This is a genomic window from Catenuloplanes japonicus, from assembly GCF_000717135.1.
Classification (GTDB): Bacteria; Actinomycetota; Actinomycetes; order Mycobacteriales; family Micromonosporaceae; genus Catenuloplanes; species Catenuloplanes japonicus.
Genome location: NZ_JNXY01000021.1, coordinates 135,408 through 155,272, shown reverse-complemented (window position 1 = coordinate 155,272; position 19,865 = coordinate 135,408). Strand labels below are relative to the sequence as shown.

Genomic DNA, 19,865 nt, shown 5'->3' with positions numbered 1-19,865 from the left:
TGTCAGACCGGCGGGCGGCTGGTCAGGCAGTAGACGGCGCCGACCGGGTCACGCATGACGGTCCAGCCGGGGAACTCGGCGACGAAGGCAGCGCCCAGCGCCTCGTGCCGGACACGGACCGCGGGGATGTCGGCGCAGGCCAGATCCGCGTGCGCGGCGGCGGGCTGTTCCGTGGCACAGCGCTGGAGCAGCAGCTGGACGGGCGAGCCGGGCGGCGGGACCAGGCGGCGCAGCTCCGGCAGCGAGGTGGGGCGCGGGGACCAGCCGGTCAGCGCGGTCCAGAACGCCAGCTCCGGGTCGTAGGCGGCCGGTCCGACGTCCAGCGACACCTGGTCGAGGAGCACGCCCTCGGCCGGTTTCGGGCGCACGCCGCGGCCGTCCGCGGTGTCCACGCAGAAGCGCAGTCCGGCGGGGGAGCGCAGCACCCGCCAGGAGCCGTGGTCCTCGGTCTCGGTCGCGCCCGTGGCCCGCGCCCGCGCGCAGAACGCGGACACGTCCGCCACGGCCAGATCCAGGTGCACGCCGCCCGGCCCGTCGTCGATGCCCTGCAACATGACGGTCACATCGCCGGCGACCGGGCGCAGGCCGACGAACTGCGGCAACGGCTGCGGCACGGCCATCGCGCCGGTCACGGACTCCCAGAACGCGACCGCCTCGCGAAGACGGTCCGCGGGGCGGTCGAGGTACGCGGTAACCCAGGCGAGCATGCTCCGATTGTCACGCCCCGGCACTGGATCGGTCACGTAAGGATTACCGACGGCACCATGATCGGCGTGTCGGCGTCTCACTCCCAGGCTTCATTCACGGGAGGAAACGCGATGGGACGATATCTCCGGTTGCCGGCGTCGGCACTGGTCATCATGCTCGCACTCAGCGCCTGCGGCGCGAACGAGAACGCCGTCAGCGACGCGGGACTGCCCGCGGCGCAAGCGGTACCGCCGGCGGCCGCGGAATCCGCGGGGCCGGAGTCCGCGCCCGAGATCGACCCGGCCCGCACGCCGGAGTCGACGTTCGCGATGGACGTGGACACGGCCTCCTACGACTACGCCCGCAACCTCATCCTGCAGGGCCTCGAGCCCGGCGCGGACGGCATCCGGCCGGAGGAGTTCATCAACTCGTTCCGGCAGGACTACCCGCAGCCGGACGGTGACGGTTTCAGCATCACGATGGACGGCGCGCGGCTGCCCGACGGGCACCGGGTCACGCCGGAGGGCGGCGACGTGCGGCTGCTCCGCGTCGGGCTCCAGGCGAGCGCGGACAACGCCGCGACCAGGCAGGACGCGCGGCTCACGTTCGTCGTCGACGTGTCCGGGTCAATGGGCGAGCAGGGCAAGCTGGACGTGGTCAAGGAGGCGTTGCGCGCGTTCGCCGAGCGCGCCCGGCCCACCGACGAGATCGCGATCGTGACGTTCAGCGACGACGCCGAGCTGATCCGCGAGATGTCCCCGCTCCGGGAGCGCAACGGCCTGCTCGACGCCATCGACGGACTCCGCGCCACGAACGGGACCAACCTCGAAAAGGGCCTGACCAGGGGGTACGAGGTGGCGCGCGCCGCCTTCCGCGCCGGCGCCACGAACCGCGTCGTGCTGGTCTCCGACGCGCTGGCCAACTCCGGGAACACCGCGCCGGAGGACATCCTGGCGCAGGTCCGGGAGGCCGCCGCCAAGCAGATCACGCTGCTCGGCGTGGGTGTCGGCAACGACTACGGCGACCGCCTGATGGAGGAACTGGCGGACAACGGTGACGGTTTCACGGTCTACGTGTCCGGTTCCGCGGACGCGCGGGAGACGTTCGTGGAGCAGCTGCCCGCCGCGGTGCCGGTACGCGCGCTGGACGCCAAGGTCCAGGTGACGTTCGACCCCGGCACGGTCGCCGGGTACCGCCTGATCGGCTACGACAACCGGCTGCTGGACGCGCGCGAGTTCCGGGACGACACCGTGGACGGAGGCGAGGTGATGGCCGGGCACAGCGTGACCGCGCTGTACCTGGTCCGGCTCCGCCCCGGCGCGTCCGGCACGATCGCGCACACGCAGCTGCGCTGGCAGGACCCGGGCACCCGGCAGGCGCAGGAGTCCGGCGCGGACGTCGCCGCGGCCACGCTGGCGGGCGGGTTCGACCGGTCCGCCACGGGGCTGCAGGTCTGCTACGTGGCCGCCTGGTTCGCCGAACAGCTCCGGCACAGCGACCAGGGGAACGCGATCGGTCGCGGCGACCTGATCACGCTCGCCGACGCGGCCGCGACCCGCACCGCGGACCCGGCCGTGGCCGAGCTGGCCACGCTCATCCGCCGCAACGGCGACTGAGCCGATCCCCGCGTGGGTACGGGGAGCGCATCCCGTACCCACGCGGGGGTTCGTGTTTCTGGCATTGACGGATGTGCACATCCTCGGCGAATGTGGACGGTGGCCCGTCGGGTCCGGCGGGTCGTTGCCAGGTACGGGGGAAGGTCCACATGTCACATTCGTTGTCGCGGCGCACGCTGTTCGGCGCCGGTCTGAGCGCGGCCGCGGTCGTCGTCGGGGTGCCGCTGAGCGGTGGTCCGGCGCGCGCGACCAGCCTCGTCACCGTCGACATCATCCCGACCGGCGTGTGGGGCGCGGTGCCGCCGAGCGAGGCGATCACGGTGCTCAGTACGCCGCCCAACAAGATCATCGTCCATCACACCGCGCACCCGAACACGACGGACCTCAGCCGCGCACGGGCCGAGTCGCTGGCCCGGGAGATACAGCGCGACCACATGGCGCGCGGCTTCATCGACACCGGGCAGCACTTCACGATCAGCCGCGGCGGGTACGTGCTGGAGGGCCGCCACCGCAGCCTGGAGGTGCTGCAGGCCGGGAGCGGGCACGTGTCCAGCGCGCACACGACCGGGCAGAACAACGAGGCCGTCGGCATCGAGAACGAGGGCACCTACACGAGCGCCACGCCGCCGGCGGTGCTCTACAGCCAGCTCGTGGCGCTGTGCGCGGACATCTGCCAGGCCTGGTCGTTCAACCCGCGCCAGATCTACGGCCACCGCGACTTCGCCGCGACCGAGTGCCCCGGGGGTGTGCTCTACGGGCGGCTGGCGACGCTGCGCAACGACGTGGCGGCACGGCTGGGCGTCACCGTGGACCCGTGGCCGACGTTCCCGTCCGGCACCAGCGGCCAGCACGCGCGCACGATTCAGTACCTGCTCCGCCAGCACGGCGCGACGATCACGGTCGACGGCTCGTTCGGCCCGGCCACCGCGACCGCGGTCCGCGACTTCCAGACCCGCAACGGCCTGGCCGTCAACGGCGTCTTCGGGCCTCCGGTCTGGCCCGTCCTGATCGTGACGGTCCGCAACGGCTCCACCGGGCCCGCGGTCGAGGCGGTGCAGAGTTCTTTGGCCAGCCGCGGCTACACGGTCTCCGTCGACGGCCAGTTCGGCCCGAACACGGAGGCGGCGGTCCGCGCCTTCCAGACGGACCGCGGTCTGTCGGTGGACGGCGTGGTCGGCCCGCAGAGCTGGATCGCACTGGCATCCTGACCGTCGTCGCGAGTCCGGCGTGTATTGAGCAATGCGCTGGTGGCGCCGCTCCGCGGTGGGTGGTTACGGCCCGTACGCTCCCGCGGATCCTGCCGGCCCGGCCGGGCGCGTCCGGGCCGGGCCGCCGCACTGGCCCAATGCCACCTGGAGCGACCGGCAATGGGGCGCGGATCGGCGTTGCTCCCGTGATCGAGGCGTCATTGATGCTGTTCCAGCAGCCTGAATGACGCCTCGATCGAGGCCCGGCGGTGCAGAGCGCCGGTTGTTCTGACTGTGTACCCGGCATCGGGGCCTGGCCGGAAGCGAGGGCCGGGCGCGCTGCGCCCGATATTTCAGTAAATAGCAGCCCGTCGAGCCTGCTGCGGCTTCACCCTGGCACGGAGGCATGACTGACCTTCCGACGTCGGGCCTGGTCGGGCGCGAAATATCGGGCGCGCTGCGCCCGATATTTCGGTAGATAGCGGCTTGCGGGGTAGGTGGTCAAGGACGGTCTTGAGCAGATGGCCGGCGGCGAAGTTCCGATCGGCCAGGAGCAGCATTCCCGGCCGCAGGCTCACGGCGAGGTCGGTGACGTAGCCGATCTCGCCGCGGCTGGCCGGCCCGAACCCCGAGGGCGCTGCGCGCCCGAAATTTCACCATAAAGGAGCCGCTGTAGCCGCCTACCGTAGAAGCGACACCGCCCGCAGGCGGCCGTCGCAACCGAAAGGATCATTGACCGGTGCGAAAAGGAGGTCAACTAGCGCAGTTGACCTCCTTTTCGCACCGGTCAATGATCCTTTCGCGTCGTGGTTGGTGGCCCAGTCCGCGAGCGTGTCGGTGTTCAGGGTGTTGATGATGCGGTGGGTGCGGGCGGCGATGAGGTCGCGGGCCCGGCCGGGCAGGCGGGTGAGGCCCGGTTCCGTTCGCCGAGCCGGCCCCCATGATCGGGATGGTCGTCACGCCGTCGGCGAGGGCTGCGCCTCGATCGCTGTGAGTGAGATGCCGGCGCGCGTTCGCCGAGCCAGTCTCGATCATGGGGAGGTCGCTGCTCGCGGCGCGACGGCGCCTCGACTCGTCTCGATCATGGGGAGGTCGCTGCTCGCGGCGCGACGGCGCCTCGACTTGCGCGAGCACGGCGGGAATCGCGTGTTCTTTCCCGGCCCGCGCGGGACCGGCTCCGATGCGAAGCGGCAAGCGGAGCGCCAGCGGAGGCTTGGCGCGCAGCGAGGTTTGCCCGCGGGAGCAACGCTGCCGGACCACGCCGGAAGCGGGAAGATCTGGGGTGGGGTCGTTTTTTGATTGGGTGTGAATACCGGCCGGCCGGGTGGGGCGGACCGTCGCGTAGCGGGATCGGGGTCGTGCCCAGGAGGGTTCACGTGCCCACGGGAGTTAACGGGCCGGAAGCGGGAGGGGTTTGGGGTTCTCTGATGGGCGCGGACATCGGGGCCGGGCGGGGGGCGGACCGTCGTGTGGCGGGGTCGGGGTCGTTCCCAGGAGACGGGGGGTGGGCTCGGGAGGGGGTGGGCTGAAGTCTGGCCATGACGAAGCGCTGCCGTGCGCCGGGGCGGGTGAGGTCAGCCGACGGCGGTGGACGTGCGGGGGACGAGGCGGCAGGGGCGGCGGTGGCGGCCGGGGACGGGGGAGCCGTTGATCGCGTCGAGCAGCATCTCGGCGGCGGTGCGGCCGATGCCCTCCAGGTCCATGTCGATGCTGGTCAGGGGCGGCTGGCAGCCGTCGACCATGACGTCCCAGTTGTCGAAGCCGACCAGCGCGACGTCCTGCGGGATGTGGCGGCCGGCGGCGCGCAGCGTCTCGGCGACGCCGCGGGCGATCTGGTCGCTGCCGCAGAAGACCGCGTCGAAGCCGGTCGCGGTGGAGAGCAGGATGCCGGCGGCCTGACGCCCCCAGGCCTCGCTCCACTCGCCGAACATGGTGGGCACGACCAGGGCCAGTCCCTCGCCGGCGAGCGTGTCCTCGGTGGTCCCGGCGCGTACCCGTGCGGAGTGGTGGTGCTCGGGGCCGGTGACGTGGGCGATGCGGCGTCGGCCCAGGGACAGCAGGTGGCGGATCGCGCGCTCGGCGCCGTCGGCCTCGTCGGGGACGACGGAACAGTCCGCGGGGTCGTCCGAGCTGATGAACGCGTAGACGACCGGGACCGGCAGTGACGTGGCGATCGGCGGGCGGGCCTGGGTGCGGCGGCCGGTGACGATCAGGCCGTCGACGTTGCGGCTGAGCAGCGTGCGCAGATAGTACTGCTCCCGGATCGGGTCGTCGCGGGCGTCGCACAGGAACACGGAGACGCGGCCGGCGCCGAGCGCGTCCTCCGCGCCCATCATCAGCGGGATGCTGAACCGGCCGATGCTGTCCGTCGTGATCATGCCGACCGTGTAGGTGCGACCGGTGCCGAGCGCGCGGGCGGCCGCGTTGCCGGTGAATCCGAGCTGCTCGGCGGCCTGGTGGACGCGTTGCCGGGTCTCCGGGCGGAGTGCGCCGCGGCCGTTCAGCGCCTTCGAGGCGGTGCCGGCCGAGACGCCGGCCAGCGCGGCGACGTCGGTGATCGTCGGCGGTCGCTCGATTTTCCGCAACGTTTCCTCCGGGGTCCTGGTGCGGGCCTCCGAGAACCGTACCAGAACCGTGCTCACCTCTTGACACTCCCGAGTATCGATACCTAGCGTGTGCGAGGCAACCGGTTTCCTTCGTTTCCGTGGCGTTGCACGTGGCAGTCGACGCCGAAACCCAAGGGGCACCCCTGATGAAGGCCTATACCGCCGCGCTGCTGGCGATAACCATGGCCGCGGGCCTGACCGCCTGCGGCGACAACGGCGGCGGCGACGCCGCGAGCGGCAGCTACACGATCTGGGATCCATATCCGCAGTTCGACGACTCGTCCGCCTGGGTGACGCTGCTGAAGAAATGCGGCACCGACAACGGCGTGACCGTGGAGCGCACCGGCTACGACACCACCGACCTGACCAACAAGGCACTCCTCGCGGCGCAGCAGGGCAACTCGCCGGACGTGCTGATCGTGGACAACCCGGTCGTCTCCACGCTGGCCGAGGCCGGCGTGCTCACGGACACCGGCGTGACGTCGCTGGACACCGCCTCGATCGCGCCGAACATCCTGGCCGCGGGCCAGATCGAGGGCAAGACGTTCGGCGTGCCGATCGGTGCGAACACGCTGGCGCTCTACTACAACAAGGCGGTCCTGGCGGACGCCGGCGTGGACCCGGCGACGATCACGGACTGGGCCGGGCTCACCGCCGCGCTGGAGAAGGTGAAGGCCAAGGGGAGGAAGGGCATCACGTTCTCCGCGATCGGCACGGAGGAGGGCAGCTTCCAGTTCCTGCCGTGGTACTGGGGGTCCGGCGCGCAGCTCACCCAGCTCGACTCGCCGCAGGCCGTGGCCTCGCTGCAGCTGTGGGCGGACTGGGTGACCAAGGGCCTCGCGCCCAACTCGGTGCTCAACAACACGCAGACCACGAGCTGGCAGGAGTTCGCGACCGGCGACTTCGCGTTCGGCGAGAACGGCACCTGGCAGCTGGAGAACGCGAAGAAGACCGGCTTCGAGGTCGGCATCATCCCGATCCCGTCGCAGGCCGGTGGCGTCGCGCCCGCGCCCACCGGCGGCGAGTTCGTCTCCGTGCCGGTGCAGTCCGACAGTGCGCGCTACGACGTCAGCGGCAAGCTCGTCTCCTGTCTGACCAGCAACGACAACCTGCTGGCCACGGACACGACGCTCTCCTACATCGCGCCGGTGGCGGCGGTTCAGCAGCAGCAGGTCGCGCAGAACGCGGCGCTGACCGTCTGGGTCGACGCGGTCAACGCGGCCAAGGGCCGGACCAGCGACAACCTCGGCACGAAGTACCCGAAGATCTCCGAGCCGCTGTGGACCGCGTTCCAGGCCTCGCTGTCCGGGTCGAAACCGCCGCAGGAGGCGCTCGCCGCCGCGCAGCAGACCGCCGCTTCCGCGACGAAATAACCAGAGCAGATGACGACGGTACGACGAGAGTCCCGCGAAACGGCGGCCGACGCCGTCTCGCGGGGCCCATCCGGACGGGGTCCCGGGCGTGGCGGCAACCGGCACCGTGCGGAGAAGCCGGGCGCGTCCCGGAGACACCGCGGGCAATGGTCGGCCTGGGCGTTCCTGGCGCCGGTCACCGTGTATCTGATCGCGTTCTACGCCTGGCCGCTCTACCGCAACATCGAGCTGAGCCTGCGCGAGTACACGGTCCGTTCGTTCGTGCAGGGCGGCGCGCCGTTCGCCGGGCTGGACAACTATCGCGAGGTGATCGGGCACGACACGTTCTGGCCCGCGTTCGGGCACACGCTGTTGTTCACCGGCGTGTCCATCGTCTTCCAGTTCACCATCGGGATGGCGCTCGCGGTCTTCTTCGTCCACCACTTCCCGCTCTCGGCCACGCTGCGCGCGCTCTTCCTCGTACCGTGGCTGCTGCCCTTGATCGTGTCCGCGAGCACCTGGTCGTGGATGCTCAACAGTGAGTCCGGCATCGTCAACGCCGCGCTCGGGCTGGCCGGCGTGGACCCGGTGAACTGGCTGACCTCACCGGACTACGCGCTCTGGTCGGTGATCATCGCGAACATCTGGATCGGCATCCCGTTCAACCTGGTCGTGCTCTACTCCGGGCTGCAGGCGATCCCGGCGCAGATCTACGAGGCGGCCGCGCTGGACGGGGTGAACGGCTGGCAGCGGTTCTGGCGGATCACGTTTCCGCTGCTGCGGCCGGTCTCCGCGATCACGCTGCTGCTCGGGCTGGTCTACACGCTGAAGGTGTTCGACCTGATCTGGATCATGACGAAGGGCGGCCCGGCCGACGCGTCGATCACGCTGGCCACCTGGTCGTACAAGCTGGGGTTCGGCAACCTGCTGCCGGAGTTCGGCCCGGGGGCGGCGGTCGGCAACCTGCTCATCGTGATCGCGCTGATCTTCGGCCTGATCTACATCCGGATCCAGCGGCGGCAGGCGGCGGGGTCGTGAGGCGCTTCCTCCGCACCGGGGCCGGCCTGATCCTGACCGCGATCATGCTGTTCCCGGTCTACTGGATGGTCAACGTGTCGCTCACCCGGGACACGGACATGCGCGCGGACCCGCCGCACCTGTTCCCGGTGAACGGCACGCTGGAGGGCTACCGCGCGGTGCTCGACCAGCAGCTGCCGTACCTTTCGACCAGCCTGGTCGTCGGCCTCGGCACCGTGCTGCTGACCGTCGCGCTGTCCGCGCCCGCCGGGTTCGCGCTCGCGAAACTGCGGCCGCGCGGCGGGGGAGCGCTGTCGTTCATCCTGCTCATGGCGCAGATGATCCCGGGGATCATCATGGCGATGGGGTTCTACGCGATCTACCTCAACGCCGGCGTGCTCAACACCGTGCCCGGCCTGATCCTGGCCGACTCCACCATCGCGGTGCCGTTCGGCGTGCTCATCTTCACCGCGTTCATGTCCGGCATCCCGGACGAGCTGTTGCAGGCCGCCGTGGTCGACGGCGCGAACCGGTGGCGCACGTTCGTCTCCGTGGTGCTGCCGGTGTCCCGGAACGCGATCGTCACGGTGAGCCTGTTCGCGTTCCTGTGGGCGTGGTCGGACTTCGTGTTCGCCACCACGCTCGACGGCGGCGGCGACCACCGGCCGATCACGCTCGGCATCTACCAGTACATCGGCAACAACAACCAGCAGTGGAACGCCATCATGGCCACCGCCGTGGTCGCCTCGATCCCCGCCACCGCGCTGCTCGTCATCGCGCAGCGCTACGTCGCCGCCGGCGTCACGTCCGGCGCGGTCAAGGATTGAACCCTTCGAGGAAAGAAGAGCGATGTCAGAACAACCCATCGCCCCGGCCGTGCCCACCGCGGACGCGATCACGGCGCTGCGCCCGCTGAGCCTCGGCGCGGTGCGGCTCGACGCGCGGGGCCTGCTCGGCGCGTGGCACCGCCGCAACGCGGACGCCACGCTGCCGCACAGCATCGCGCGGCTGGACGAGGCCGGGAACGTGACCAACCTGCATCGCGTCATCGGGGACGCGGGTGACTCGCCGTTCGCGGGGTACTGGTTCGCCGACTCGGACATCTACAAGACGCTGGAGGCCGCGGCCTGGAACGGCTCGCATGCCTCCTTTGCGGACGAGACGGCCGCGCTGCTGGCCACCGCACAGGATCCGGACGGCTACCTGAACTCGTACTACCAGACCGACCACCGGGACCGGCAGTGGAAGGAGCTGCGGTTCAGCCACGAGCTGTACTGCGCCGGGCACCTGATCCAGGCCGCGGTCGCGGCAGCCCGCACCGGCACGTCCCCGCGGCTCGTGGAGGTGGCCCGGCGCTTCGCGGACCTGCTGGTCACGCGCTACGGCGTGGACGGTGAGGACGCGGTCTGCGGGCATCCGGAGATCGAGACCGCGCTGGTGGAGCTGTACCGGGTGACCGGGCACCGGCCGTACCTGACGCTCGCCACCCGGTTCGTCGACCTGCGCGGCCACGGCCTGCTCGGCGACGACAAGCTGGGACCCCGTTACTACCAGGACCATGCGCCGGTACGGGACGCGGACGAGGCCACCGGCCACGCGGTACGGCAGCTCTACCTGCTGGCCGGCGCCGTGGACGTGGCGGTGGAGACGGGCGATGTCACGCTGCTCGCCGCCGCCGAACGGCTGTGGGACTCCGCGCTGGGCACGAAGACCTACGTGACCGGCGGCCAGGGCTCCCGGCACCGGGACGAATCGTTCGGCGACCCCTACGAGCTGCCGGCCGACCGCGCCTATGCGGAGACGTGCGCCGCGATCGCGAGCTTCCAGCTGTCCTGGCGGCTGCTGCTGGCGACCGGTCGCGCCCGGTACGCGGACGAGATGGAACGGCTGCTCTACAACGGCATCGCGTGCAGCACCGGCGCGGACGGCGTCACGTTCTTCTACTCCAATCCGCTGCAGCTGCGGACCGGGCATGACGGGTCCAACGAGGACGCGCCGACGCAGCGGCTGCCCTGGTACTCCTGCGCCTGCTGCCCGCCGAACCTGGCCCGGCTGCTGGCCTCACTCCCGGCGTATGCGGCGACCGGGACCGCGGGCGGTGTGGAGCTGCATCTCTACGGCGCGGGGGAGGTCGGAGTGGCCGGCCTGAAGCTGCGGATCGCCACCGACTATCCCTGGGACGGCACGGTCACGATCGACGTCACCGCGGCCCCGGGCGGGGAGCGGACGATCTCGCTGCGCATCCCGTCCTGGTGCACGTCGTGGGCGCTGACCGTCAACGGGGAGGCGCACGGCGTACCCGCGAAGGACGGTGTTGTTCCTGTGCGAAAGGCGTGGTCTGCGGGTGACCGGCTGGTGCTGAGTCTGGACATGCCGCCGCGGGTTCTGCAAGCGCACCCGCGCATCGACGCCGTGCGCGGCTCCGCCGTCCTCGCGCGTGGCCCGGTCGTCTACTGCCTCGAACACGCGGATCACCCCGGCGTCGTTCTTGAGGATCTGCACCTCGATGCGGGCGCGCCGATCGAGGTCCGGCGGGACGGTTTCGCGCCCGCCACGCTCGTCACCACCGGCAGCGTGCGCACGCCGGCCGGCGGCGATCCCTACCGCGCCGTGTTCACGCCGGCCTCGGAAGCGGCCGTCGCGCTCACCGCCATCCCCTACTTCCTGTGGGCCAACCGGGCCCCCGGACCGATGCGGGTCTGGATCCCGATGGCGCCGTAGGAACATCCGGGCCTGCCCCACCGCCCCCGCGGGCCCGGCGACACCATCCACACGATTGAGGTGCATCCCGTGCCCCAGAACAGAAAGAGGTTGCCGGCGCTCGTCCTCGCCGGCGCCGTCCTGCTTCTTGGCTCGCCGGCGGCCCCGGCCCAGGCCGCCGGCGCCACGCTGACCGTCGCGGTCGGCTCACCGTTCCGCCCGGTCACGCACGTGGCCTCCGGCGGGCTCTACGCGCTCGCGGAGAACGGCCGTCCCGCCGACTCCACGCTGCTGCCGATCAAGATGAACACGCTGACCCAGCCGCCACCCGGTGTGGGCCAGAAGCCGAACGGCCAGCCGCCCGGCGGTGACGCGCTGCTGGTGGCCCCGCAGGCGGACCGCGTCGGCGCCGCGCAGGTGATCCGCATGCCGGACATCTACCCGGACTTCCCCTACAAGTGGGTCAGCTGGAACGACTGGCTGTCCAAGGTGGACACCATGGTCCGGGCGAGGCTGGCCGCCACCAGCGTCAGCAACGTCGCGGCCTGGGAGATCTGGAACGAGCCGGACTGGACCTGGAACACGTCCGCCGCCGGTGACTGGAACGCCGGCTACGTGCGCACGGTCCAGCGCATCCGCACGCTGGACACGCTCACGCCGATCGCCGGCCCCGGCGACTCCGCCTGGTTCCCGGAGCGGATGCGCTCGTTCCTGACCGTGGCCCGGGACAACAACGTGCTGCCCGACCTGGTGGTCTGGCACGAGCTGCAGGGGCAGGGGGCCATCGCGGCCCACATCGCGGAGTACCGCGCGATGGAGTCCTCGCTCGGCATCTCACCACGGCAGATCTTCATCAACGAGTACGGCACGCCCACCGAGGTCGACAACCCGGGCCGGATGGTCAGCTACATCGCCAAGCTCGAACGCGGCGGGGTCGAGGCCGCGGACCGGGCGTTCTGGTACGAGTACGGCACCGTGAACGGCCTGGTCACCGGCAACACGCAACCGACGGGCACGTGGTGGCCGTACAAGTGGTACGGCGACATGAGCGGCAACATGGTCGTCACCACACCGCCGTCGCAGACCCGGATGGACGGGTTCGCCTCCTACGACAGCACCCGCAAACGCGTCGACGTCGTGTTCGGCGACGAGGCGGGCGCGAACACGGTGCGGCTCACCGGGCTGGGCGCGCTCGGCGGCACGGTTTCGGTCACGCTGGAGTCCGTGCCGCAGTCGGGCAGGTTCACCGCGGTGAGCGCGCCGACCGTGCACTCGGTGTCGACGTACACGGTCAGCGGCGGTGCCATCTCGGTGCCGGTCTCCGGCATGGACGCGACCCGGGCCTACCACCTGCTGGTGCAGCCGGTCAGCGGCGTGCCCGCCTACCAGCAGCGGTACGAGGCGGAGAACGCGTCGATCTTCCGGGCCAACATCCACGCGTCGTCGTCCGCGTCCGAGGGGGCCTACGTGGGCCAGCTGGACAACACCGGTGACCCGCGTACGGCCAGCTACCTGGACTTCATCGTCAACGTGCCGGCCGCGCGCGCCTACACGATGACGATCGGCTACGCGAACGCGACCGGCGCCACCGCCACCCACGGCCTCGCCTACAACGGCGGCGCCTGGTCCACGGTCAGCTACCCGCCGACCTCCGCCTGGGGCACGTTCGGCGCGACCGTCAGCACCACGGTCTCGCTCCGCGCCGGCTACAACGCGATCCGCCTGGCCAAGGGCTCCCCGTTCTTCGCGGGCGGCACCGGCTACGCGGAGATCGACTACATCCAGGTGACCTGATGGACGGGGACCCCCTGCGGTCACGCAGGGGGTCCCCGCAGGGGTGATCGCCGGTGACCTGCCGTGGGTGGATGGACAACGCGCTCGGGGACGTCCTTCGGGCCCGGCGTAAGCTGGTCACGCCCGCGGAGGCGGGACTGCCGCTCCGCTCACGCGCCGGCCGCGCTCACCGCCACGGTGACGGCGCCGGCGGGGCCACCACCGGGGGACGGTCGTCGCAGGTGATCGTGTTCGGCAGCATCCACGGGGCGAGCCAGCCGCCGTCGTTGCCGCCGCCGTCGGTCACGGAGAATTCGGAGCCCTGCGGGGTGAAATTGAAGCTGCCGCAGTTGTTCACGCCGACCGCGCCGACGTTGCGCGCGTCCACGTCGGACATGGTGATCGAGCCCGCGACGCGCGCGCTCAGCACGGATGTGCCGGTGCCGTCCACGCGCGTGTGCGAGACGTGCACGTTCGTGATCGCGTAGAGGTCCTTCACCGGCCAGTCCGAGACCAGCATGATCGCGTTGTACGTGCTGTCCAGGAAGTGGCTGCCGGTGACGGAGATGCCGGAGGAGATGCTGCTCTCCAGCGCGTAGATCCAGAGCGCGCCGAGCCCGACCTTCCAGTTCAGCTCGAACGTGCCGGCCCGTACCGTCGTGTTGTCCGTGAAGTGCAGCGTGCCGGCGAACGGGAGCGCGCCGAACCGGGAGCCCGCGTGCAGGCCGCTGCCCTCGCGGATCGGGTCCGCGACCAGGTTGCGGGAGACCGTGGTGTCCGTGCCGCCGTAGATCGCGATGCCGTTGGCCAGCACCGGCGTCTGCACGGTGTTGCGGTCGAACGTGTTGCGCGCGTTCGCGGTCGTCTCGGACCACATGGCCAGGCCGTCGTCGCCGGAGTTGCGCACCAGGTTGTTCCTGACCAGCGAATCGGTCACGCCGACGTGGAAGTTCAGGCCGTCCGCGATCTGGTCGACGATGATGTTGCCGATCACGCGCGTGCCGGTCATCGGGCCGTCGAACCACAGGCCGACCTTGGTGTGCCGGATGTGCAGGCCCTCGATCGTGGAGTCGCTCATCGCCCCGCCGACGCCGTTGACCTGGTCCTTGTCGATCCGCTCCCGCACGTCCCCCTCGATCGCGAAGTGCTTGAGCTGGACATTTCGCGAATTATTGCCGTAAAAGCCGACGCCGGTGTGCGTGGAACCGTCCGGTGCGGGCGTCGGCAGCGCCACCGACCGGCCCTTGACGATCGTGTACCAGTTCCCGGCACCCTCGATCGTCACGTCGTCCACGATGATGTGCCGATTCACCTGGTACGTCCCCGGCGGCAGATAGACCGGCAACCGCGCACCCCGGGCGAACGCGATCGCCCGCTCGATCGCCGGCGCCGCATCCCGCCGCCCGGTCGGATCCGCGCCGAAGGCCAGCACGTTCGCGGCCCTCAGCAACACCCGAGGCGCCCCGACCAGCTCCGAGTCGAGCAGGTCGATCACGGTCCAGGCCGCGGAATCGGACGCGGTCAGTCGTACCCTGTCGCCTGGTTCGTAGGTTCTGGAAAGCCGCATCCGCTGCTCGTCATAGAAGTGACTCGGCCGGAACGGCTTCTCGATCACCGGCGCCGGCACCGTCGAAGAAGGCACGCACCCGCACTCCGTGATCCACCAGTCCGGGTGCAGCAGGTCCGCGCCCGGGTCGTTCGTGAACGGGTACTGGTTGTAGAGCCACGAGTATTCCGAGGTCAGCGTCATGGTGCGGGCGTCGCGCCCGTTCACGGTGACGGCCAGCGGCGCGGTGATCCCGCCGCCGCCCGGCGAGTCCGGGATGCTGTACCGCACCGTGATCGCGTTCGCCGCGCGCGGCAGCGTGAACTCCACCCACTGTCCGGGCGCGAGCGAGACCGCGCTGCGCCCGGACGCCTCCGCGGGCAGCGTGTAGGCGTCCCGCCCCGGGCCGATCACGGTGCCGTTCGTGGCCGCGCGTTCCGCCTCCTGTTCCAGGAACGGCACGTCCGCGCCGCGCCCGGCCGTGAGGGCGGGGTCGAGTGCGGCGCGGGTGACCGGGGACGGCGTGACAGCGGCGGATGCGGGGGCGGGGACGGCGACGAGACCGGAGAGGAGCGCGGCGGTCGCGATCACCCGGCCCGCGCGGCGGCGCGAGGAGACCATGGTGTGACTCGATTCATCGATGGGTCGGCGCCGCCCGACCCTACGAAGCACGCAGGACCCTCCGCAAGACTTTTCCGTAATCTCGTCGTCTTCTTGCGGTCATAACACCGCAATCAGACAGCGATGAGGTACACCTGCCGCTGCGGCTCCAACCCCTCCGGCTCCCGCACCGTGGTGATCCGCACCGTGAACCCGGCGTCCGCCAGCAGCCCGGTCACCACGCCGGCATCCCAGCGGTAGGCGTCCAGCGCGAGCCCGTCGTGCCCGTAGGCGCTCTCGATGTGCCGGTGGTCCGGCAGCCCCGGATCCGCGGACTGGAACGCCAGCAGCAGCGGGCCGCCCGGCCGCACCACCCGGCGGAACTCCGTCAGCAGCGCCGGGACCAGCTCGCGCGGCGTGTGGATGATCGAGTACCAGGCCATCGCGGCGGCCAGTCCGCCGTCGGCGATGCCGTCCAGCCGGTCGATGGAGCCGACCTCGTAGCGCGGCCCCGGATACCGCCGCCGCGCCTCCGCGATCATGGCGGGGGAGAGGTCGACGGCGAGCAGATCCGTCAGCCCCAGTCCGTAGAGGTACGTGGCGATGCGTCCCGGGCCGCAGCCGAGGTCGGCCACGGTGCCGCCGGTGCCCGCGAGCTCGGCGAACAGCCCGAGCACCGCCCGGTCGGCAGCGTTGCCCGCCAGGTGGTCGGCGAGCAGGTCGGCGTAGCCCGCCGCCACGGTGTCATAGTTCGTCCGGATCATGTCATGGTGTGCGCTCACGGCCGGGACCCTACCGGCCGCCGGACTGGCGATCGGCACATACGATGTCCGCGGCGATCGCGGGCAGGTGAGAGGAGGCGCATGGAGACCGGGGCTCTGGGCGGGGGCGGGATTCTGGATCCCGATGGCGCCATGGATCGGATGCGCGCCTGGAAGGGCCGGATCGAGAAGCTCGCGTCCGACACGAAGTCGATGAGCGATCGGCTGGGCGACCTCAAGGTGACGCTCGCCGACGAGCACGGGCTCGTCGAGGTCACGATCGACTCCACCGGCGCGCTGCTCGACCTCAAGCTGACCCGCCAGATCCAGCGGGTCACGCCGGAGGTGCTCGCGCGCACGGTGATGGACACGATCCGGCTGGCCAAGGGCAAGGTCGCGGACCGCTCGCAGGAGATCATCGCGGAGACGGTGGGCACCGAGTCGCCGGCCGCGCGCGCGATCGCGGAGCGCGTCGACCGGCAGCTGCGGCCCGAGCCGGAGGATCCGGGCTGGCAGCCCGGGTCCGGTTACGACGGCCACGGCTGGCGGGGGTAGGGCATGGCTCAGGGCTGGGAGGCCGACGCGGACCAGATCCGCGCGCACGCGGCCAACATCGACGCGATCCGGGACCGGTTCGGCGCGGTCAAGGACGCCAGCACGCACATCCGGCAGGACGACCAGGCGTACGGGCTGCTCTGCGGCTGGATCTCCGGGCTGCTGGAGGGCCGGCACGTCACGCAGGACGAGATCATCGCGTACGTCGAGGAGAACCTGCGCATCGCCGCCGACCTGCTCCGGCAGACCGCGGACGGCTACGAGGGCGTCGAGTCCGACGCCGAGTCCTCGATGAAGGGCATCGGCAGCCGACTCGGGGCGACGTACCAATGAGCGACGATTCCCTGGTCGCACCGGTCGAGTCGTCGCGCGAGGCCTGGACCGGCTCGTCGCTGGCCGAGGGCTACGTCGACCTGCACCGCGCCATCGCGGACGAGCACTGGGTCGACGGCCTGCTGGCCGGCGCCGCGTTCGGCCTGGACGTGGCGTCCACCGTGCTGGACCCGTTCAGCGCGCTGCTCGCCAACGGCCTCGGCTGGGCGATGGAATATTTCGAGCCGCTCCGCGAGATGCTGGACGCGCTCACCGGCATGCCCGACGTGATCACCTCGCACGCGGGCACCTGGGAGAACATGTCCACGGCGCTGCAGCAGATGGCCGTCGACCTGGAGTCGCACCTGGCCGGCGACGTGCCGGACTGGGCGGGTCACGCGGCCGACGCCTACCAGTCGCTGATGGGCCACAACGTGGCCGCGGTGGGCGCGCTCGGCGGCGTCTCGATCGCGATGGCCGCGGCCACCACCGCGGCCGGCAACCTGGTGCAGTTCACCCGCGAGATCGTCCGCGACCTCATCGCGGACCTGGTCGCCCGCGTCATCGTCTGGGCCGTCGAGGCGATCTTCGTCGTCACCATCCCGGTCATCGCCGCGCAGATCGTGGCCGCGGTGCTGAAGTGGGCCGGCCGCATCCTCACCTACACCACCGCGCTGGTCACCAGCCTCACCAACCTCTCCAAGATCGTCAACGGCTGATCAGTTCAAGGGCGGATCTCCCGCTTCCGGCGGGTCGGGTTCCGCGGCTCCCGCGGCTCACCGTCCGTGGGCGCAAGGGCAAACCCGCGGTGTGACAGGATTTTCCGATGCGGCACGTGGGGGACGGGGAGCGGCGAGCGCGGCTCGGGGTCAGGCAGGCGCTGGCACCGGGGTTCCGGGCCGGGTCGGCGGAGGAGGCCACGCGCGCGGTCACGGTGCTGCACGCGACCGAGCCGCCCACGGTCTACCTCTCCTGTCACGCGCGGGTGGACGGGCTCACCCGGGCGGACGTGGACGACGCGCTCTACACCGCGCGCAGCCTGGTCAAACAGCTGGCGATGCGGCGTACCCTCTTCGTCTTCCCCAGGGATCTGCTGCCCTCGGCGTGGCCGAGCGCGTCCGCGCGCGCCGCCGCGACCGAACGGGCCCGGATGGCGAAGGACGTGGTCCTCACCGGCATCACCACCGACGGTGACGCCTGGCTGGACCGGGCGCGGGCCGAGGTGCTGGCCGTGCTCGACGGCCTGCCGGGCGGGCTGCCCGCCCAGGAGATCCGCAAGGCCGTGCCGTTCATCGACGTGAAGGTGGAGGGCGCGGAGCTGTGGTCCGCGTCCCGCGTGCTCACCCACCTCGGCCTCACCGCGGACCTGGTCCGCGGCACGAACACCGGCGGCTGGCACGTGTCCCGGCCGCGCTGGACGCCGATGCGCGACTGGCTCGGCGCGATGCCGCCGTGGCCGGGCGCGGCCGACGGCTACCGCGAGATCGTCCGGCGCTGGCTGCGCTCGTTCGGCCCCGGCACGGAGGCGGACCTGGTCTGGTGGCTCGGCTCCACGAAAGCGGTGGTCCGGGCCGCGCTCGCCGAGATCGGCGCCGTGCAGGTCTCGCTGGACGGCGGCGGCACCGGCTGGCTGCTCCCGGACGACGTGGACGAGGTGCCGGACCCGGGCCCGTGGGCCGCGCTGCTCCCGGTGCTCGACCCGACGATCATGGGCTGGCAGGGCCGCGACTTCTACCTCGGCCCGCACAAGCAGCTCATCTTCGACACCCGCGGCAACGCCGGCACCACCGCCTGGGCGAACGGCCGGGTGGTGGGCGTCTGGACCCAGGACCCGGCCGGCGTGGTCGAGCTGCGCCTGGTCGAGGCCGTGTCCACCGAGGAGCGCGCGATGCTGGACGCGGAGGCCGCCCGCCTGACGGACTGGCTCGGCGGCTTCCGCGTCAACTCGCTCTACAAGTCACCGGCGATGAAGACCGCGCCGGTCTGAGGTCAGCCTGCCGGGACCACGTGTGGCACGGGTGCGGTCCGGAACTGATCGGAGCCGAAGACCTCGTACCGGATGCGCTCGGTCGGCACGCCGCGGGCCATCAGCGCGGCCCGGACCCCGCGCATGAACGGCACCGGCCCGCACAGGTACGCCTCGGTCTCCGGCGCGACCGGCAGCGTCTCCGGGTCCATCCGGTCGCCGTACCAGACGCGGTGGTCGAAGTCCGGGATCCGGGCGCCGTGCGTGTCCATCCACTCGCGCAGCGCGTGCCGCTCCGCCGTGCGCTCCGCGTGTGCGACCGTGACCGACCGGCCCGGCTGGGTGGCCGCCACGTGCGCCAGGATCGACGCGATCGGCGTGATCCCCACCCCGGCACTGACCAGCAGCAACGGTCCCACGCCCGGCCGCAGCGTGAGGTCGCCGTACGGCGGGCTGACCGTCAGCGTGTCGCCCGCGTGCACGGAGGCGTGCAGCCAGCCGGAGACCGCGCCGCCCGGCACGTGCCGGACCGTGATGCGCAGCCGCTCCCCGGGCGCGCCGGACAGCGAGTACTGCCGGATCTGGCGCGTGCCGTCCGGCAGGCCCGCGGCGACGCTGAGGTACTGGCCGGGCTGGAAATCCGTACTGTCCGACAGCGTGAACGACACCGTGTCCGCGGCCGCCTGCTCGCGCGCCAGCACGGTCACCTGGCGGAACGGGTCCGCGTCGGTGACGCCCGCACCGGCGTAGAGCCGCGCCTCCCGGCCGATCAGCCGCACCGCGAACAGCCAGTAGACCTCGTCCCACGCGGCCGCGATCTCCGGCGTGACCGCGTCGCCGAGCACGGTGCCGACGGCGCCGAGCAGGTACTTCCCGACCAGCGTGTACTGCTCCGGGCGGATGCCGAGCGCGGCGTGCCGCTGCGCGATCCGCTCCACGATGTGGTCCACGGTGGACTCCGGCAGCACGCCGACGCCGGCCAGGTGCGCGCCGTACGCGGCCACCGCGCCCGCCAGCGCCTGCTTCTGCTCGCCGGTCGCCTGGGCGCTGCGGCTGAACAGGTTCAGCAGATCCGGGTGCGCACCGAGCATCGTGTCGTAGAACGTGCCGGTGATCGCCTCCAGGTGCTCGCCGACCACGGGCAGTGTGGCCCGGATGATGGGCGTGTTCGCGTCCGAGAGCATGGT

General features: G+C 71.4%; 16 protein-coding genes. 11 read left to right on the top strand and 5 right to left on the bottom strand.

Annotation, left to right across the window (positions count from 1 at the left end; genetic code table 11):
• Window positions 1-2: 2 nt before the first annotated feature.
• Window positions 3-707 carry a VOC family protein gene (locus tag OP04_RS27470; RefSeq protein ID WP_033342744.1) on the bottom strand — a complete coding sequence of 235 codons (705 nt, stop codon included), beginning with the start codon at window positions 705-707 and terminating at the stop codon, window positions 3-5.
• A gap of 111 nt (window positions 708-818) precedes the next feature.
• Here OP04_RS27470 and OP04_RS27465 point away from each other — a divergent pair, with 111 nt between their 5' ends.
• Both OP04_RS27465 and OP04_RS27460 read left to right on the top strand, forming a co-directional pair.
• Window positions 819-2,303 carry a vWA domain-containing protein gene (locus tag OP04_RS27465; RefSeq protein ID WP_033342743.1) on the top strand — a complete coding sequence of 495 codons (1,485 nt, stop codon included), beginning with the start codon at window positions 819-821 and terminating at the stop codon, window positions 2,301-2,303.
• Window positions 2,304-2,452: 149 nt separating this feature from the next.
• The gene (locus tag OP04_RS27460) at window positions 2,453-3,511 is read left to right on the top strand and encodes a peptidoglycan recognition protein family protein (protein WP_033342742.1); all 1,059 of its coding nucleotides are present in this window, start codon (window positions 2,453-2,455) and stop codon (window positions 3,509-3,511) included.
• Window positions 3,512-5,064: 1,553 nt separating this feature from the next.
• On the opposite strand, the gene OP04_RS27450 is transcribed toward OP04_RS27460, so the two are convergent.
• Window positions 5,065-6,132 (bottom strand): LacI family DNA-binding transcriptional regulator, encoded by a 1,068-nt coding sequence (locus tag OP04_RS27450; protein ID WP_332309683.1) that lies wholly within the window; start codon window positions 6,130-6,132, stop codon window positions 5,065-5,067.
• Window positions 6,133-6,242: 110 nt separating this feature from the next.
• Between OP04_RS27450 and OP04_RS27445 the strand changes: the two genes are divergently transcribed.
• The 5 genes from OP04_RS27445 (at window position 6,243) to OP04_RS27425 (ending at window position 12,959) form a co-directional block, all read left to right on the top strand.
• Entirely contained in the window at window positions 6,243-7,469 is a 1,227-nt protein-coding gene (locus OP04_RS27445; protein WP_033342740.1) for a sugar ABC transporter substrate-binding protein, read from the top strand.
• Window positions 7,470-7,478: 9 nt separating this feature from the next.
• Complete coding sequence (locus OP04_RS27440; RefSeq protein WP_085066812.1) at window positions 7,479-8,486, top strand: carbohydrate ABC transporter permease; 1,008 nt, start codon at window positions 7,479-7,481, stop codon at window positions 8,484-8,486.
• A gap of 44 nt (window positions 8,487-8,530) precedes the next feature.
• Complete coding sequence (locus OP04_RS27435) at window positions 8,531-9,292, top strand: carbohydrate ABC transporter permease (protein ID WP_085066823.1); 762 nt, start codon at window positions 8,531-8,533, stop codon at window positions 9,290-9,292.
• 22 nt (window positions 9,293-9,314) lie between these two features.
• Complete coding sequence (locus tag OP04_RS27430) at window positions 9,315-11,186, top strand: glycoside hydrolase family 127 protein (protein ID WP_033342738.1); 1,872 nt, start codon at window positions 9,315-9,317, stop codon at window positions 11,184-11,186.
• 69 nt (window positions 11,187-11,255) lie between these two features.
• A complete protein-coding gene (locus tag OP04_RS27425; RefSeq protein WP_232323753.1) occupies window positions 11,256-12,959 on the top strand; it encodes a GH39 family glycosyl hydrolase in 1,704 nt (567 codons plus the stop codon).
• A gap of 166 nt (window positions 12,960-13,125) precedes the next feature.
• Here OP04_RS27425 and OP04_RS27420 read toward each other — a convergent pair whose 3' ends face one another.
• Window positions 13,126-15,105 (bottom strand): glycosyl hydrolase family 28-related protein, encoded by a 1,980-nt coding sequence (locus OP04_RS27420; protein ID WP_033342736.1) that lies wholly within the window; start codon window positions 15,103-15,105, stop codon window positions 13,126-13,128.
• A 113-nt stretch (window positions 15,106-15,218) separates the two neighbouring features.
• Window positions 15,219-15,866 (bottom strand): class I SAM-dependent methyltransferase, encoded by a 648-nt coding sequence (locus OP04_RS27415; RefSeq protein WP_232323752.1) that lies wholly within the window; start codon window positions 15,864-15,866, stop codon window positions 15,219-15,221.
• Between the two features lie 81 nt (window positions 15,867-15,947).
• On the opposite strand from OP04_RS27415, the gene OP04_RS27410 reads away from it, so the two are divergent.
• From OP04_RS27410 to OP04_RS27395, 4 genes are all read left to right on the top strand, one after another.
• A complete protein-coding gene (locus OP04_RS27410) occupies window positions 15,948-16,400 on the top strand; it encodes a YbaB/EbfC family nucleoid-associated protein (RefSeq protein WP_033342734.1) in 453 nt (150 codons plus the stop codon).
• Window positions 16,401-16,403: 3 nt separating this feature from the next.
• Entirely contained in the window at window positions 16,404-16,733 is a 330-nt protein-coding gene (locus OP04_RS27405) for a hypothetical protein (protein WP_033342733.1), read from the top strand.
• Window positions 16,730-17,431: a WXG100 family type VII secretion target gene (locus tag OP04_RS27400; RefSeq protein ID WP_033342732.1), complete on the top strand. Its 702-nt coding sequence runs from the start codon at window positions 16,730-16,732 to the stop codon at window positions 17,429-17,431. The genes OP04_RS27405 and OP04_RS27400 overlap by 4 nt, the downstream gene beginning before the upstream one ends.
• Before the next feature lie 107 nt (window positions 17,432-17,538).
• A complete protein-coding gene (locus OP04_RS27395; RefSeq protein WP_033342731.1) occupies window positions 17,539-18,699 on the top strand; it encodes a winged helix DNA-binding domain-containing protein in 1,161 nt (386 codons plus the stop codon).
• A gap of 2 nt (window positions 18,700-18,701) precedes the next feature.
• On the opposite strand, the gene OP04_RS27390 is transcribed toward OP04_RS27395, so the two are convergent.
• Window positions 18,702-19,862 carry a globin domain-containing protein gene (locus OP04_RS27390; RefSeq protein ID WP_033342730.1) on the bottom strand — a complete coding sequence of 387 codons (1,161 nt, stop codon included), beginning with the start codon at window positions 19,860-19,862 and terminating at the stop codon, window positions 18,702-18,704.
• Between the last annotated feature and the right edge of the window lie 3 nt (window positions 19,863-19,865).